Below are 16,033 nucleotides of genomic sequence, written 5' to 3' on the forward strand. Positions count from 1 at the left end.
AAAGGCACTTTACAGTGCCTTTTTTATTTTTAATTACCGTTTTCTCAATACTGGCTGTATCAGTTAAGCTTTATCGATATTTAACATGTCATCATGCTCAGCCATATCCCAAGGTAGTTCGCCGGGGCTGTTACCTAAAAAGTGTAAGTAGTTCTCAAACTGATCAAGAATATCCTTCACAATATCATCTTCATTGTAGCCATAAACATCGTACGACAGACCACCACGACGTAAAAATACATCAGCCTTATAATACATTTCAGTATTGTCATTATCTGGGCGCAGCTCTGAGTAAGCAAAGCTCGGCATAGGGTGCTCGGTAAGGCGAATATCATAAACAAAATCCACATGCTCATGACGTAGTACAGTTAAATGAGCGCGTCCTAAATCAGTATCAAATTCCACCACAGCATGCCATTTTCGAGATTTAAATTCTGCTTGTACGGCTTTCATTGCCTCAACGACTACGCTACCAATAAAAGTATGTACTTTTTCTTTATTGGGGTAATTAACCATAGCCGCTAAACGGCGTTTCCAATGGGATAGATCAATATTACGACTATTGAGTGAATGTGCTTGTAGGCTGGTATCGCGATGGCCCTCAATTCTTAGCGCTCGCCAAAGCCCCGCAGTGGCAATTAGCATAATAATAGCAAAGGGTAGCGCACTGGCAATGGTCATGGTTTGCAGTGCACTTAAGCCACCAGCCACTAATAAAACAGCCGCCACAGCGCCTTCAAGTACCGCCCAAAACACCCTCTGCCATGCCGGTGTATTAATATTTCCACCTGAAGCGAGTGAATCGATTACCAAAGAGCCGGAATCAGATGAGGTAACAAAAAAGGTAACAATTAAAATAACCGTGAGTAGCGAAATAAAAAATGATAACGGTAACACTTCAAATAATTGAAATAATGCGACGGCATGATTTGCTTGTACATCACCAATGAGCGTATCAAAGCCTTCATTCATTATTAAATTCAGTGCTGTATCGCCAAAAACTGAGAACCATAAAAAAGTAAAAATAGTGGGAACTAACATTACGCCAACAACAAATTGCCTAATAGTTCTACCGCGGCTAATTTTTGCGATAAACATCCCAACAAACGGCGCCCACGCAATCGTCCAGCCAAATATAAATAAAGTCCAGTTACCAATCCAATCACTGCGACTATAGGCTTGTAAGTTAAAGGTCCGCTCAACAATACCACTAAGATAACTGCCGGTATTTTGTAAAAACGATTCTAAAATATGAATACTTGGGCCAATAAAAAATACAAAGGCCATTAATGAAACCGCTAAGGTCATATTCACGATTGATAAACGTTTTACCCCTTTATCCATCCCTGCGATTACAGAGAGGGTTGCTGCGGCGGTAATAATAGCAATCGCGGTAATTTGTACTGTGGTATTAATAGGAATATCGGGCCATAAATAGTGTAGCCCCGCGTTGATTTGAGTCACCGAAAGTCCGAGTGTGGTCGCAATACCAAATAAGGTGCCTAGTATGGCAAATACATCAACGGTATGACCGATAGGACCATATATTTTATCACCAATTAGTGGATATAAGGCTGAACGAATAGACAGCGGCAGACCATGACGAAAGGCAAAATAAGCTAGCACTAAACCAACAATTCCATAAATAGCCCAAATATGAAATCCCCAATGGAAAAAGGCAATTTGCATTGCTTGCTTAGCGGCATCCACGGTTTCAGCCGCGCCCGATGGCGGGGATGCGTAATGCAGTACTGGCTCGGCTACACCAAAATAAAGTAGCGCTACGCCGTAACCGGCAGAAAATAGCATGGCAAACCATTCACCAAAGCTATATTGCGGCTGTGCATGATCGGGGCCTAGTTTTATATTCCCCCAACTGGAGGCGGCGACACACACGATAAATACCAAGAAAATAGCGACTGATAACATATAAAACCAGCCAAAGGTTTCTGTTATCCACGCAAGGGCAACACTAAATGCCTGACCTGCGAGTTCAGGGTTACTACTTGTACCAATTACCAAGAGTAGAATAATAAATACTGCAGGCAAAAATACAGGTAGCAAAATAGTTGAGCGTAAAGCAGTTTTTGTCATATTAATCCTTAATATTAATTTGCTAACTTTCAAGTATGCTTGCCTACCTTATTATATATTCCGTTTATTGGCTAATTCAGTTGCTTGATTTATATACTTTAAAAAGGAGGGTAAAAGTTAATTTATAGGTGTTAGCAAATTGATAACCATACTTTTTAATCCGGCTGTCAGTGACGAGTAGCTCTGTGTAATTTCATCGGCGTTTAACTCAGCTCAGATAAACGTTTATAACTTAAAGCTATAAACTTTTCTCCCAATTGCATTGCTTTACTAAGTTAAACCATGGGCTGGTAAAGTCTTTAGCGGTAATGGGCTCAGGTAGGGTTAAAGTAACATCAAGCTTTTTAGCTAGATAATGTGCTACTAGCTGTTTCATTTTATCGCTTTCTAATTGCTCGTAAGCTGCTTGCAGCTGATGTTTATCTTTTTGACTTATGAAATCGCCAGTTAAATTTCTGTAGCCTAATTCAAGCCAAAGTAGCTGTGCTTGTTTAGCTTCGTTGGGAAATGCATGGGTTAAAGTTGCCGTTGGAGTATAGAGACGTTCAAAGTTAAGCTGATGTTCTTGAATTAAAAAGACCATTAATAAATTAAGCCCGGTTGAGATTTGCCCCGCGCGTTTATCAATATTTTGGTTAAGGCTTAACGCACTTCTAAAGTAGCGTTCAGCCTCAGTAACATTGCCTTCATCAAGCGCTAAGTAGCCCAAGTTACTTTTTATGAGTGCTGTTATATTAGGAAGCTTTAATTGCGTGGTGAGATCAAGATTATTTAAGTATAAAGCACGCGCTTTAGCAAAGTCATTTTGCGAGCGAGCAACCAGCGCCATACTGTTGGTGAGTGTTAATCGTTGGCGATCGTTGTGCGCATATTTATAAGCACATTTGAATGAGAGCTGGGCATCGCTTAAATATTCAGCATGGCGAAGCCATATTCCCAAGGCACTCATTATGGTGGTCAATTTTTGTTTAAAGTAGTCAGCTTGATGATGCTGAAATATTGCGTCAATCGATTTATAAAGCCGATCATAATGACTTGTGGGCACGGCTGTGCGGGCATAAAGCAAATGCCAGCGGATAAATAGCGCAGCAGGAGCTGTATTTAGTTCTTTGAGATTTTCAAGAATGATTATTGATTGTGCGGGATTAACAACAAGGTAATCTTCGGCTTCGTTAAGTTTAGCTTTAAACGATGTAAAATCATTAGCCATAGCCTGCGTTGAACCAAATAACACCAACCAACCTATAACGAAAAGGCGCAACAGCTTATCCCCAACAATCGAATTATGCGTTTATTCACTATAGATGCAGGTATCTAACAAAGCAACGCGATTAAAGGGTACAGGTTTGTGAGGAGGTATTTTAAAAGCACTAAAAAAGCCCTAAACCTATACAAGCTTAGAGCTTTTTCTGTATGTAATTAAATTTTAGCGAATACACTTAACTTTAATGTGTTGTTGGGTTTCGTTTAACTCAACCCAATCTACGTTTAATATTAACCTGCTTAGCGCTTACAGCTAAAAACTTACAACTGCTTTTTAATCATCAATTGAGCGAAGCAGAGCGTTAATGCCTACTTTTTCGCGTGTTTGTTGATCAACTTTTTTCACAATAATCGCAGCGTATAAACTATGCGTGCCATCTTTTGAAGGCAGAGCACCTGGAACCACAACAGCACCAGCAGGTACGCGACCATAATGAATTTCACCGGTTTCACGGTCATAAATACGGGTACTTTGGCTAATGTAAACACCCATTGAAATAACCGCACCTTCTTCAACAATAACGCCTTCAACAATTTCTGAACGTGCGCCAATAAAGCAATTGTCTTCAATGATGGTAGGATTTGCTTGTAGCGGCTCTAAAACACCGCCTATGCCCACACCGCCTGATAAGTGTACATTCTTACCAATTTGAGCACATGAACCTACAGTGGCCCATGTATCAACCATAGTGCCTTCATCAACATAGGCACCAATGTTTACATACGATGGCATTAGTACAACATTTTTCCCTACAAAGCTGCCTTTACGGGCAACGGCGTTGGGTACTACGCGCATGCCGCCTTGTTGAAACTGTTCTGGTGTGTAGTCGCTAAATTTAAGCGGTACTTTGTCGTAAAATTGATTTACGCCATCATTCATTGGTTGGTTTTCACGAATTCTAAATGAAAGTAGTACGGCTTTTTTAAGCCATTGATGAACAACCCATTCGCCAGAAATTTTTTCTGCAACACGCGCTGCGCCACTATCTAATAGCTCAAGTGCATCAATAATTGCTTGTTTAACATCGCTTGATACGGTTGTTGGGCTAATGCTGTCGCGGTTATCCCACGCATTTTCAATCATGGTTTTTAAATCTGACATAGTGTCCTCTTATTCAATTTCGGCGTTGAGTTTTTTACGTAATGCCTGATGAATTTTTGCTTGCTCTTCATCAGTCAGCGATTGATATTCGTTATTAGATACCACAAAGAAATCTTCTGCACGCTCGCCTACCGTGGTAATGCGTGCGGCATGTATGTGGAGTAAGTAAGCTTGAAAAACCTCGGCTATTTTAGTTAACAGCCCAGGTATATCAACCGCTTGAATTTCTATTAAACTACGGTCCTTACGAGGGTGCGGGCGCAGTACAATTTTTGGTTTAATATTAAAGTCTTTAAAGCGTTGTGAACGGCTCTTTTTAAAGCGTATTTTTTTACGTGGATCACTTAATGCTTGCTCTAATCCGCGTTTAATCGATTGCGCACGGCTACTGGCAATTGGGTCTCCGCTTACTTCTAAAATAACAAAGTTGAACAGTACGTAGCCATCTTTGGTGGTCAGTACTTGGGCGTGTTGAATTTGTGCTTTTTTAGAGCCAATAACACTGACTAATCGAGCAAATAGCGCACCTGAATAAGGACTATATGCAAATACTTGGGTGCCGCCATGCATTGCTTTATTTGAGACAATAACACTGGGTAGGCTCAAATCGGTGCATTTTAGTAAATGCTCTGTATGCCACGAAATCTGTTGCTCACTAAAAGCGGTAAAGTAATTGGCTTTAAAGCGGCTCCAAATTAAGTCAATTTGATCTTCATGGTAATGCAAATTAATCAAGCGCTGTTTAGCTTGATGCTTTTTATCTCGAATTTGGTCGCGTTGATCCATAGGATTTTCAAGGCCAAGGCGCAAAGCACGTTGTGTATGCAAGTAAAGCTCGCGTAGTAGAGTGTTTTTCCAGTCATTCCACAAGTTGTCATTAGTGGCGCGTATATCGGCGACGGTTAAACAATAGAGATAATCGAGCTGGCGCTCTGTTTTTACTCGCGATGCAAAATCTTTTATTACGTCTGGGTCGTTTATATCTTTACGCTGCGCCGTTACCGACATGAGTAAGTGGTTACTAACAAGCCAGGAAATTAACTTACCATCGGATGATGCAAAACCATGCAATTTAGAAAAAGCAATGGCATCAACAGCGCCCAGTTCAGAGTGATCGCCCCCACGGCCCTTAGCAATATCGTGGAAAATACCGGCTAAATAAAGTAGCTCTGGTTTATCCATACGCGTAACGATTTCGCTGCAAATTGGGAATTCGCTAATCCCGGTTTTATCAAAATACTGATAAATATTATTGATCAGCTTGTGGGTGTGTTCATCAACTGTGTAGGCATGAAACAAATCAAACTGCATTTGGCCAAAAATATTTCGCCACTGCGGCAAATAGGCGGCAATCATGCCGTGTTTGTGCATCAGCGTAAAAGCACGTCCCATGCCATTAGGATGCTTTATGATTCGTAAAAAAGCTTCTCGGCAGGCTGCGTAGTCTTGTAGGTCGCCTAATAAACGGCGACGAACTTGGCGAATAGTGCGAATTGTGCTTGGGTATATATGGGTAATTTCAGGGTGGTCAGCAATATGCTCAAACAACACAAAAAGTTGATCGCGTCTAAAGAATACAGACGGACTTTTTACCCGAATTTGATGGCCAACGCGCTCAAAGTTACGATCAAGCTCTTCAACGGTAGCTTGACTGCTGTCTGGCGAAATACTTTGCTCAAAGTACGAAAGCAACATTTGGTTAAGCTCACGTACTCGGCTCATGATTCTGAATAAACGCTTCATCATGCGCTCAACCGAGGCTTTACCATCGCTACCAAAACCTAAAATTTCTGCAGCTTGGGGTTGATGATCAAACAATAAGCGGTTTTCTGAACGTTCTGCGGCTAAATGCAATGCAAAGCGGATATTCCATAAATTTTCAAGACACTCTAACAGCTCTTGATATTCCTCATGGGTCAGGTAGCCGTGACTAATTAGCTCTTGCAGAGTTTCTGCCCTAAAGTGCTTTTTAGCGACCCAAATAATAGTTTGCAGGTCGCGAAGACCCCCTGGGTTTTCTTTTATATTTGGTTCTAAATTGTAGGCAGTACCGTGGCACTTTCTGTGACGCAAGTTTTGTTCTTGTACTTTTGCGACAAAAAATTCACCTGAGCCCCACACCGGGGTTTCAATAATATGGTTTTTGAGTTTTTCAAACTCAATATGATTGCCAAAAATAAGACGGCTTTCTAATAAGCTGGTGGCAAAGGTAACGTCTTCACGTTTTTGATCTATGGCTTGTTCAATAGTACGAACACTATGACCTATCTCGAGATTAAGATCCCATAACATAGTAACGAATTGGCCGATTTTTTCGCAAATATCATCATTAGGCTGTTTCGTAACAAGTAACAAAAAGTCTATATCAGAGTAGGGGTGTAGCTCGCCACGACCATAACCACCTACTGCAATTAAAGCCAAGTCTGGTTCGTGAGCTAAATCATAAACCTGAAAAAGTTTGATTAGCAACCGGTCAATAAATTCTGCACGGGCATTAATTAATTTACCAACAGGTTGTTTGGAGAATTCATTATGCAACCATTTATAGAAATAGGCGGAGCAATCGCGGTAATCGCTTAATTGCTCAGCATCATTGAGCAACTTTTTTACTTTGTTAGGTAATGCCACTTAGGCTGGCTCCTATATATGGACTGCATTGAAATTTATTTTTATAATATATTTGCTGTAAGGGCAATAACTTATGTTATCCCCTTACAGCAAACCGCTTAAGCGATATACGGCAAATCAGTTACTATCGCGATTAAGCGCGCACTTAAAATTAGTGCTCGATAATTCTATCGATTGTATCATCTGATCGTAGTGTTAAAATTTCAACACCACTTTCAGTTACAAGTAAGGTGTGTTCCCACTGAGCTGATAAACTACGGTCTTTTGTTACCACAGTCCAGTCGTCTTTAAGTAATTTACATTGGCGTTTGCCCGCATTTACCATAGGTTCGATGGTTAAACACATACCTGCTTTTAATGTTTCGCCAGTACCTGCTTTACCGTAATGCATTACTTGTGGTTCTTCATGGAACTCGCTGCCGATACCATGGCCGCAGTATTCACGTACGATAGAGTAGTTAAAGCTCTCTGCATATTTTTGAATAGCGGCACCAATATCACCAAGGCGAACACCCGGTTTTACCATTTTAATGGCAAGGTAAAGACTTTCTTGAGTAACTTCTGCCAGGCGTTTACCTTGGATATTAGGCGTGCCTACATGAAACATCTTTGATGTGTCACCGTGGTAACCATCTTTGATAACGGTGATGTCAATATTAACACTGTCACCGTCTTTTAATGCTTTGTCGTTCGGAATACCGTGACAAATTACATGATTTACTGAGGTACAAATTGATTTTGGAAAACCATGATAATTAAGAGGAGCAGGAACGGCATCTTGCACATTAACAATATAATCATGACAAATTGTATTTAGCTCATCGGTGGTGATACCTGGTACCACATGTGGTTCGATCATTTCTAGCACATCAGCAGCCAAACGGCCGGCTACACGCATTTTCTCGATTTCTTCAGGGGTCTTAATCACAGCGCTCATTGAGGCTCCAAAGTTGCGTTTTTAGATGATTATCGTCGCACAATTTTTGCACGAGACGTTGAGTATTTATTTTTAATATGGTATAAAGCGCGCCGTCTTTTTACAAATAAATTCTTAAATGATTTTTTGTATTTAAGGCAAACACAATTTTATTTTAACACACACACGTATCGTCACATACACTTGGGTGCATTTCAGTTTCATTTAACTGCGGTGTTGGTGCTATGGGATATGTGGAGGCCTAACCCTAAACAACTTAGAGGATTTACAAAATGGCAAACGTTTCAATGCGCGATATGCTTCAAGCTGGTGTTCACTTCGGTCACCAAGCACGTTACTGGAACCCAAAGATGAAGCCTTTCATCTTCGGCGCACGTAACCGTGTACATATCATCAACCTTGAGCAAACTGTACCAATGTTCAACACTGCACTTAAGTTTTTATCTGGTGCTGCTGCAAACAAAGGTAAAGTTCTTTTCGTTGGTACTAAGCGCGCAGCAAGCGAAGCAGTAAAAGAAGCTGCTTTACAAAGCGATCAATTCTTCGTTAACCACCGTTGGTTAGGCGGCATGTTGACTAACTGGAAAACAGTTCGTCAATCAATCAAGCGTCTTAAAGACCTTGAAGCTCAAAGCCAAGACGGTACTTTCGAGAAGTTAACTAAGAAAGAAGCGTTAATGCTTACTCGTGAAATGGAAAAGCTTGAAAAGAGCCTTGGTGGTATTAAAAACATGGGTGGCCTTCCAGACGCTATCTTTGTAATCGATGCTGACCACGAGCACATTGCTATCCGTGAAGCTAACAACCTAGGTATCCCAGTTGTTGCAATCGTTGATACTAACTCTAACCCAGACGGTGTTGATTACATCGTACCTGGTAACGATGATGCTATCCGTGCAATCAACCTTTACACTAGTGCTGTTGCAGCTGCGATCACTGAAGGCCGTGAGAGTAACATCGTTGCTCAAGCTGAAAAAGATGACTTCGTAGAAGCTGAGTAATTAGCTGTCATCAAGTCTTCATCTTTTAAAGGTGAAGACTTGCTATTCTTGTGGAGCGGGTAACCCGCTTATCTAAACCTGATTTCAGATTTGAGGATTTACTAATGGCTGTAACTACTGCCCTAGTTAAAGAATTACGCGAGCGTACTGGCGCTGGCATGATGGATTGTAAAAAAGCGTTAACTGAGACTGATGGTGACATCGAGTTAGCGATTGAAAACATGCGTAAGAGCGGTGCTGCAAAGGCTGCTAAAAAAGCAGGTAATATTGCTGCTGAAGGTACTATCATCATCAAGCAAAACGCGGGTGTTGCAGTACTTGTAGAAGTTAACTGTCAAACTGACTTCGTTGCTAAAGATGCAAGCTTCCTAGCATTTGCTAACAAAGTTGCAGATGCTGCTATCGCTGACACTACATCTATCGAAGACTTACAAGCTAAGTTCGAAGAAGATCGTGTTGAGCTAGTAACTAAAATTGGTGAAAACATCAATGTACGTCGTCTTCAGTACATCACTGGTGAACAACTAGTTGAGTACCGTCACGGCGAGCGTATTGGTGTTGTTGTTGCAGGTGTTGCTGATGAAGAAACACTTAAGCACGTTGCAATGCACGTTGCTGCTTCAAACCCAGACTACCTAACTCCAGATGACGTACCTGCTGATGTTGTTGAAAAAGAAAAGCAAGTACAAATCGACATCGCGATGAACGAAGGCAAGCCTGCTGAAATCGCTGAGAAGATGGTTGTTGGTCGTATGAAGAAATTCACTGGTGAGGTTTCTCTTACTGGTCAAGCTTTCATCATGGAACCGAAAAAATCTGTTGGCGAAATTCTTAAAGAGAAAAACGCAACAGTTACTGGCTTTGTACGTATGGAAGTTGGTGCAGGTATCGAGAAGAAAGAAGAAGATTTTGCTGCTGAAGTTGCTGCTCAAATTGCAGCTGCTAAAGGTCAGTAAGACATACTATTTGTGATGCAAAAGGAAAATACATGCAATTAAAGTACTATTTGCTTTTGCGTCACGCTTAGAAATTCTTTAAAATAACCGCGCTTTTATGTTTAACATAAGCGCGGTTATTTTTTATCCATAATTCAATAAAAGTTGGCCCCAAAACTATGACTATCAATCGCAAACCTATTTTTAGACGTGTTCTTCTCAAATTAAGTGGTGAAGCTTTAATGGGAGACGAAGGCTTCGGCATCGACCCTAAAGTTTTAGATCGTATGGCACAAGAAATTAAAGAGCTCGTAGAACTCGACGTAGAAGTGGGTTTAGTTATTGGTGGCGGTAACTTTTTACGCGGTGGCTCATTAGCCGAAGCGGGCATGAATCGCGTTGTTGGTGACCACATGGGGATGCTTGCAACCGTAATGAACGGCCTAGCTATGCGTGATGCGCTACACCGTGCGTTTGTAAATTGTCGCTTAATGTCAGCTATCCCTTTAAATGGCGTATGTGATGCCTATAACTGGGCTGAAGCTATTAGCTTGTTGAAAACAGGTCGCGTTGTTATTTTTGCCGCTGGCACAGGTAACCCGTTCTTCACTACTGACTCTGCAGCGTGTTTACGCGGCATTGAGATTGAAGCTGATACGGTAATTAAAGCGACCAAAGTAGACGGTGTATTTAGTGATGATCCGGTGAAAAACCCTGATGCGACACTTTACCGTCACTTAAGCTACAATGAAATTATTGATAAAGAATTAAAAGTAATGGATTTAGCGGCATTTACTCTTGCTCGCGACCATAATATGCCATTGAGCGTATTTAATATGAATAAATCAGGCGCATTAAAACGCGTAATAATGGGTGAAGAAGAAGGAACCCTTATTTCTTCACAAGCCTCAGATGAAGTTAGTAACTAGATTAGGATTAAACCGTGATTAACGATATTCAAAAAGATGCGCAAGAGCGCATGCAAAAAAGTGTAGCAGCACTTGGTAGTCAATTATCTAAAATTCGTACTGGCCGTGCTCATCCTGCAATTTTAGACGGCATTATGGTGTCGTACTACGGCGCTCCAACACCGTTAAACCAAGTTGCAAATGTAACTATTGAAGATTCACGCACACTGGCTATTGGTGTATTTGATAAGTCTTTAGCGCAAGCTGTTGAAAAAGCTATTATGGCTTCTGACCTTGGTTTAAACCCAATGTCTGCAGGCACGGTTATTCGTGTACCTCTTCCTCCATTGACTGAAGAACGCCGTAAAGATTTAATTAAAATCGTACGTGGCGAAGTAGAAGGCGGACGTGTTGCTATTCGTAATATTCGTCGTGATGCAAATGGCGATATTAAAAACTTATTAAAAGATAAAGACATCTCTGAAGACGAAGCACGTCAAGGTGAAGATGCAATTCAAAAAATCACTGATAAGTTTATTAAAGAAATGGATACACAATTAACAGCGAAAGAAGCTGAGTTGATGGAAATCTAATAACTATTCTAGACCTAGGCAAACAGCTTTAGCTAAATAATTAAGCCGCTTTTTACAAGTATTCGCACTTTACTTTAATTGTGTGATTTTAAAGAGTAACAGAATGTATTTTCTCTTTACTAGTGGCTCGATTATCAGTAAATACAAGGTTGTTAGCTGTATAATTATTTGCTTAAAGTAGATTTATTATCACGGGTACAGGTTAAATTTATTAGTTTTGAAACGCCGTCTGGGGTATACTAGGCGGCGTTTTTTTATGGAATACACAAAATTTATGGTTCTAGACGCTGATACAATTTCACAGCAATGTTTGCCTAAACATGTTGCCATCATCATGGATGGGAACGGGCGTTGGGCACAAGCCAGAAATAGGCCTCGTGTATATGGGCATAAAAAAGGCGTGGATGCAGTTCGTCAATCTGTGCAGTTTTGTACTAAATTAGGGATACAATCGTTAACCTTATTTGCTTTTAGTAGTGAAAACTGGCGCCGCCCTGAAGACGAAGTAAATACATTAATGGAGCTTTTTTTATTTGTACTAAGTAAAGAAGTTAAAAAGCTGCATAAAAACAACGTAAAACTAACCATCATTGGAGATTTATCTCGATTCTCTGAAAGCTTGCGTGCGAAAGTACATACTGCGCAAGAACTAACAGCGAATAACACCGGTCTGCACTTAAATGTAGCGGCAAATTACGGTGGTCGCTGGGATATGACTCATGCTGCTAAGCAGGTTGCTTTACAAGTAGCAAATGGGGAACTTGATCCCGCAGACATTACAGAAGAACATATTGCACAGCATATGAGTATGGCAGATCAGGCACAGCCAGATTTATTGATCCGTACTGGTGGCGATGTCAGAATTAGTAATTTTTTACTTTGGCAGGCAGCCTACGCTGAACTTTATTTTACCAATACACTTTGGCCTGACTTTAACGAAGCTGCTTTTGCAGAGGCCATCGCATGTTACGTTGCCAGAGAGCGACGTTTTGGTTGCACGGGCGAACAAATAAAACAATTACTCGCTCAAACCTAAAATAGATTAAGGGTCATCATTTTGTTAAAACAACGTATTTTAACCTCACTAGTGCTAGCACCATTAGCACTGGCTTTGGTTTTTTACACCCCACTAACGTTATTTAGTTATTTTGCGGGTGCTATTGTATTAATGGGCGCATGGGAATGGTCTGCTTTTATGGGGCTATGCGATAAACTAAAACGCGGTGCGTTTGTATTGTTAGTTGCAGTATTACTCGGTTTACTTAATTTACATTGGCCGATAGAAACTCTATGGCAGAACGGTAAGCTTGTAGGTGATGCCAATTACTTATTTACCTTATCGTTTTCATGGTGGTTAGTTGCAAGTTATTTAGTGTGGCGTTACCCCGCTATGGCTAAAGGCTGGAATGAAGGGCTCATGATGCGCGGTATTGCAGGTTTACTGACATTGGTACCACTGTGGCTTGCGCTTAACACCCTTCGAAGTGCGCAATATACAGAATCAACACACTATGGTTCTATGCTGATTTTAGTGGTTCTAGGTATTGTATGGAGTGCCGATATTGGCGCTTACTTTACCGGTAAAAGTTTCGGTAAACATAAGTTAATGCCTAAAGTTAGTCCAAATAAAACCATAGAAGGCCTCGCCGGTGGCGTGGTTGCTGCGGTGTTATTTGTATTGGCTTTTTGTTATTACACTAACGTTGATACTTCTGTGTGGCCAATTTATGCAGTAATGACAGCATTTATTGCTTTGTTCTCTGCGGTAGGTGATTTACTCGAGAGTATGTTTAAACGTGAAGCGGGTCTTAAAGATAGCGGCAGTTGCCTACCTGGGCACGGCGGTATTTTAGACCGTATTGATAGCTTAACTGCAGCAGCGCCGATGTTTGTTATTTGCTTTGCCTGGACACTGAGTTTATGAGTGTAGAGCAACAACTGGTTATTTTGGGTGCAACGGGGTCTATAGGTCTTAGCACGTTAGATGTTGTTGCAAGAAATCAACAGCAGTTCAAGGTGTTCGCATTGGCCGCAGGGCAAAATGCAAAGAAAATGGCTGAGTTGTGTCTTGCTCATCAACCTCGGTATGCTGTTATGGCTTCAGAGCAAGCCGCTAAGCAGCTTAGTGAACTTTTAAAAGGTATGTGTAAAACACAAGTAATGCATGGCGAGAAAGCCATGAGTGAGCTTTGTGCGCATGTTGATGTTGATACTGTGATGTCAGCTATTGTTGGTGCAGCTGGGTTACTGCCTACCTTGAGCGCAGTTGAAGCAGGAAAAAAAGTACTGCTGGCAAACAAAGAGTCATTGGTGATGTCGGGTCAGTTGTTTATTGATAAAGTGAAACAACATCAAGCAACTTTATTACCCATCGACAGCGAACATAATGCTATTTTTCAGTGTTTACCTAGTACGTTACAAAACACCCAAGGACAAGCACGGCTTGAGCAGCATGGCGTTAGCAAAATTTTATTAACTGGCTCTGGTGGCCCATTTTTAAACCGTGATATTAATACGCTTGATAGCGTTAGTGTCAGTGAAGCGGTTGCTCACCCTAATTGGTCTATGGGACAAAAAATATCAGTAGACTCAGCCACGATGATGAACAAGGGCTTAGAGTTTATTGAGGCTAAATGGTTATTTAACTGTGATGCCAGCGATATTGATGTGGTGATTCACCCACAAAGTATTATCCACTCTATGGTGCAATACCAAGATGGTTCTATTTTAGCGCAAATGGGAAACCCCGATATGCGCACCCCTATAGCACATGCGCTTGCCTTTCCACAGCGAATTGATGCGGGTGTTAAACCGTTAAATTTTTCTGATATTTGTGATTTTTCGTTCACCAAACCTGACTTTTCTCGTTATCCTAATTTAAAATTAGCAATTGCTGCGTGTGATGCGGGACAGGGTGCAACTACTACGGTGAATGCGGCTAATGAAATGGCTGTAAATGCATTTTTGCAGGGACAAATTAGTTTTACCGATATTTATAAAGTGAATGCGAAAACGTTAGAGGCTGCAAAGTTCACCAATGTGCAAACGCTTGATGAAATTTTAGAGTGTGATCGTTTAGCACGTTTGAGCGCAGCGCAGTTTATAACCAAAGTGGTGCATTAAAATGTTCGATTTTTTTTGGAATTTAGGCTCATTTATACTCGCACTCGGAATTTTAGTGACCGTTCACGAATACGGTCATTTTTGGGTGGCTCGTAAGGCGGGCGTTAAGGTACTGCGCTTTTCAATTGGTTTTGGTAAACCTTTATTAAAATGGCACGATAAATACAATACTGAATACGTGATCGCGGCAATCCCACTCGGTGGTTACGTAAAAATGTTAGACGAGCGTGTTGATGAAGTACCCGCAAATCAACGTCATTTATCGTTTAATGCTAAATCTGTTCAAGCGCGAATAGCTATTGTGGCTGCTGGGCCTATGGCGAACTTTTTATTTGCTATTTTTGCTTTAGCGGCCATGTATATGGTGGGTGTGCAAACCATAAAACCGGTTGTAGGTAATGTTGTTGAAGGCAGTAGAGCAGAACAAGCAGGCATTACGTCTACTCAGCAAATAATTAAAATTGGTGATGACGATATTACTAATTGGCAAGATGCGACTTTTTCTTTGATGTCGCACTTGGGTGATAAAAGTGTTGCCGTTACTTTACGTAATGAAAATTATCAACAAACAACGCAAATTCTCAACCTCGATGGTTGGAAGCTTGATCAGCAAGATGTACCGCCATTGAGCTCGTTGGGGATTGTGCCGTTTCGCCCTCAAGCAACACTCACTATTGCGGCGATTACTAAAGACTCTGCTGCTGAACAGGCAAATTTACAGGTTAACGACATTATTCTGGCTGTAAACGGCGAAACAATGAGCAGTTGGCAGCAATTAGTTAATCTTATTACTCAATCGGCTAACAAATCCTTACAATTTAGTGTAAAAAGACAAGATAGTATAAAAACAATAATAGTGACCCCAAACAGCCGAGTTGTCAGTAATGGTGTTGAACAAGGCTTTTTAGGTGTTGCTCCGGTTGTAGAGCAGTGGCCTGATGATTTTGTTGAGACTAGACATTATGGGCCACTAGATAGTATTGTGCTGGGCACAAAAGAAACATGGCGTTTAATTACGCTGAGTTTTGACATGATAGGTAACTTAATTACTGGTCAAGTATCAGTAAAAAATTTAAGTGGGCCCGTCGGCATTGCAGTCGGTGCCGGCACAAGTGTTAGTTACGGATTAGTCGCATTTTTAAGCTTTTTAGCTTTGATCAGCGTTAATTTGGGAGTATTTAATTTACTTCCTCTGCCAGTGCTTGATGGTGGGCACTTAATGTATTACATAATTGAACTTTTTCGTAAAAAACCAGTCTCTGAAAAGACACAAGAGTTTGGTTTTAAAGTGGGAGCCTTGCTACTCATTTTTCTAACATGTTTCGCTTTGTTCAATGATGTATCGCGCTTGTAGTATTTAAGCGTGGTGACGACAAATTAGAACACGATTGTAAAGCTCGTAACTATTTAGTTTTCGATGCTAAGCGGTAATACAGTTGTAAAGGATAA

The 16,033-nt window shown here is 40.9% G+C and carries 13 protein-coding genes; 8 read left to right on the forward strand and 5 right to left on the reverse strand.

Annotated elements, in window-relative coordinates; genetic code table 11:
• Positions 1–63 precede the first annotated feature (63 nt).
• From MTF66_RS29220 to map, 5 genes are all read right to left on the reverse strand, one after another.
• Positions 64–2,094: a BCCT family transporter gene (locus tag MTF66_RS29220; RefSeq protein WP_138622683.1), complete on the reverse strand. Its 2,031-nt coding sequence runs from the start codon at positions 2,092–2,094 to the stop codon at positions 64–66.
• A 238-nt stretch (positions 2,095–2,332) separates the two neighbouring features.
• Entirely contained in the window at positions 2,333–3,355 is a 1,023-nt protein-coding gene (locus MTF66_RS29225) for a tetratricopeptide repeat protein (protein WP_248529400.1), read from the reverse strand.
• Between the two features lie 276 nt (positions 3,356–3,631).
• Positions 3,632–4,459, reverse strand: a complete 828-nt coding sequence (gene dapD, locus MTF66_RS29230) for a 2,3,4,5-tetrahydropyridine-2,6-dicarboxylate N-succinyltransferase (RefSeq protein ID WP_010388107.1) — start codon at positions 4,457–4,459, stop codon at positions 3,632–3,634.
• Positions 4,460–4,468: 9 nt separating this feature from the next.
• Positions 4,469–7,087, reverse strand: a complete 2,619-nt coding sequence (gene glnD / locus MTF66_RS29235; RefSeq protein WP_010388109.1) for a [protein-PII] uridylyltransferase — start codon at positions 7,085–7,087, stop codon at positions 4,469–4,471.
• A gap of 151 nt (positions 7,088–7,238) precedes the next feature.
• A complete protein-coding gene (gene map, locus MTF66_RS29240; RefSeq protein ID WP_248529401.1) occupies positions 7,239–8,024 on the reverse strand; it encodes a type I methionyl aminopeptidase in 786 nt (261 codons plus the stop codon).
• Between the two features lie 272 nt (positions 8,025–8,296).
• Between map and rpsB the strand changes: the two genes are divergently transcribed.
• The 8 genes from rpsB (at position 8,297) to rseP (ending at position 15,938) form a co-directional block, all read left to right on the forward strand.
• The gene (gene rpsB, locus MTF66_RS29245; protein ID WP_008110990.1) at positions 8,297–9,025 is read left to right on the forward strand and encodes a 30S ribosomal protein S2; all 729 of its coding nucleotides are present in this window, start codon (positions 8,297–8,299) and stop codon (positions 9,023–9,025) included.
• Between the two features lie 104 nt (positions 9,026–9,129).
• On the forward strand, positions 9,130–9,981 hold the full coding sequence (gene tsf, locus MTF66_RS29250; RefSeq protein WP_010388114.1) for a translation elongation factor Ts: 852 nt from the start codon (positions 9,130–9,132) through the stop codon (positions 9,979–9,981).
• Between the two features lie 158 nt (positions 9,982–10,139).
• Positions 10,140–10,889, forward strand: coding sequence for a UMP kinase (gene pyrH / locus MTF66_RS29255; RefSeq protein WP_016899281.1), 750 nt, complete (start codon positions 10,140–10,142; stop codon positions 10,887–10,889).
• A gap of 50 nt (positions 10,890–10,939) precedes the next feature.
• Entirely contained in the window at positions 10,940–11,461 is a 522-nt protein-coding gene (gene frr / locus MTF66_RS29260; RefSeq protein ID WP_218651693.1) for a ribosome recycling factor, read from the forward strand.
• A 256-nt stretch (positions 11,462–11,717) separates the two neighbouring features.
• Positions 11,718–12,497: an isoprenyl transferase gene (locus MTF66_RS29265; RefSeq protein ID WP_010388117.1), complete on the forward strand. Its 780-nt coding sequence runs from the start codon at positions 11,718–11,720 to the stop codon at positions 12,495–12,497.
• A gap of 21 nt (positions 12,498–12,518) precedes the next feature.
• The gene (locus tag MTF66_RS29270) at positions 12,519–13,385 is read left to right on the forward strand and encodes a phosphatidate cytidylyltransferase (RefSeq protein ID WP_010388121.1); all 867 of its coding nucleotides are present in this window, start codon (positions 12,519–12,521) and stop codon (positions 13,383–13,385) included.
• Positions 13,382–14,584, forward strand: coding sequence for a 1-deoxy-D-xylulose-5-phosphate reductoisomerase (ispC, locus tag MTF66_RS29275; protein ID WP_138622689.1), 1,203 nt, complete (start codon positions 13,382–13,384; stop codon positions 14,582–14,584). The genes MTF66_RS29270 and ispC overlap by 4 nt, the downstream gene beginning before the upstream one ends.
• Before the next feature lies 1 nt (position 14,585).
• Entirely contained in the window at positions 14,586–15,938 is a 1,353-nt protein-coding gene (rseP, locus tag MTF66_RS29280; RefSeq protein ID WP_138594528.1) for a sigma E protease regulator RseP, read from the forward strand.
• Positions 15,939–16,033: the final 95 nt, after the last annotated feature.

The sequence above is a fragment of the Pseudoalteromonas sp. 2CM39R genome, from assembly GCF_023161845.1.

Bases quoted from the DNA above. Each gene is read 5' to 3' on its own strand.
- rpsB (WP_008110990.1), top strand. From the start codon at position 8,297: ATGGCAAACGTTTCAATGCGCGATATGCTTCAAGCTGGTGTTCACTTC.
- map (WP_248529401.1), bottom strand. From the start codon at position 8,024: ATGAGCGCTGTGATTAAGACCCCTGAAGAAATCGAGAAAATGCGTGTA.
- rseP (WP_138594528.1), top strand. From the start codon at position 14,586: ATGTTCGATTTTTTTTGGAATTTAGGCTCATTTATACTCGCACTCGGA.
- dapD (WP_010388107.1), bottom strand. From the start codon at position 4,459: ATGTCAGATTTAAAAACCATGATTGAAAATGCGTGGGATAACCGCGAC.
- MTF66_RS29265 (WP_010388117.1), top strand. From the start codon at position 11,718: ATGGAATACACAAAATTTATGGTTCTAGACGCTGATACAATTTCACAG.
- ispC (WP_138622689.1), top strand. From the start codon at position 13,382: ATGAGTGTAGAGCAACAACTGGTTATTTTGGGTGCAACGGGGTCTATA.
- pyrH (WP_016899281.1), top strand. From the start codon at position 10,140: ATGACTATCAATCGCAAACCTATTTTTAGACGTGTTCTTCTCAAATTA.
- tsf (WP_010388114.1), top strand. From the start codon at position 9,130: ATGGCTGTAACTACTGCCCTAGTTAAAGAATTACGCGAGCGTACTGGC.
- frr (WP_218651693.1), top strand. From the start codon at position 10,940: ATGCAAAAAAGTGTAGCAGCACTTGGTAGTCAATTATCTAAAATTCGT.
- MTF66_RS29220 (WP_138622683.1), bottom strand. From the start codon at position 2,094: ATGACAAAAACTGCTTTACGCTCAACTATTTTGCTACCTGTATTTTTG.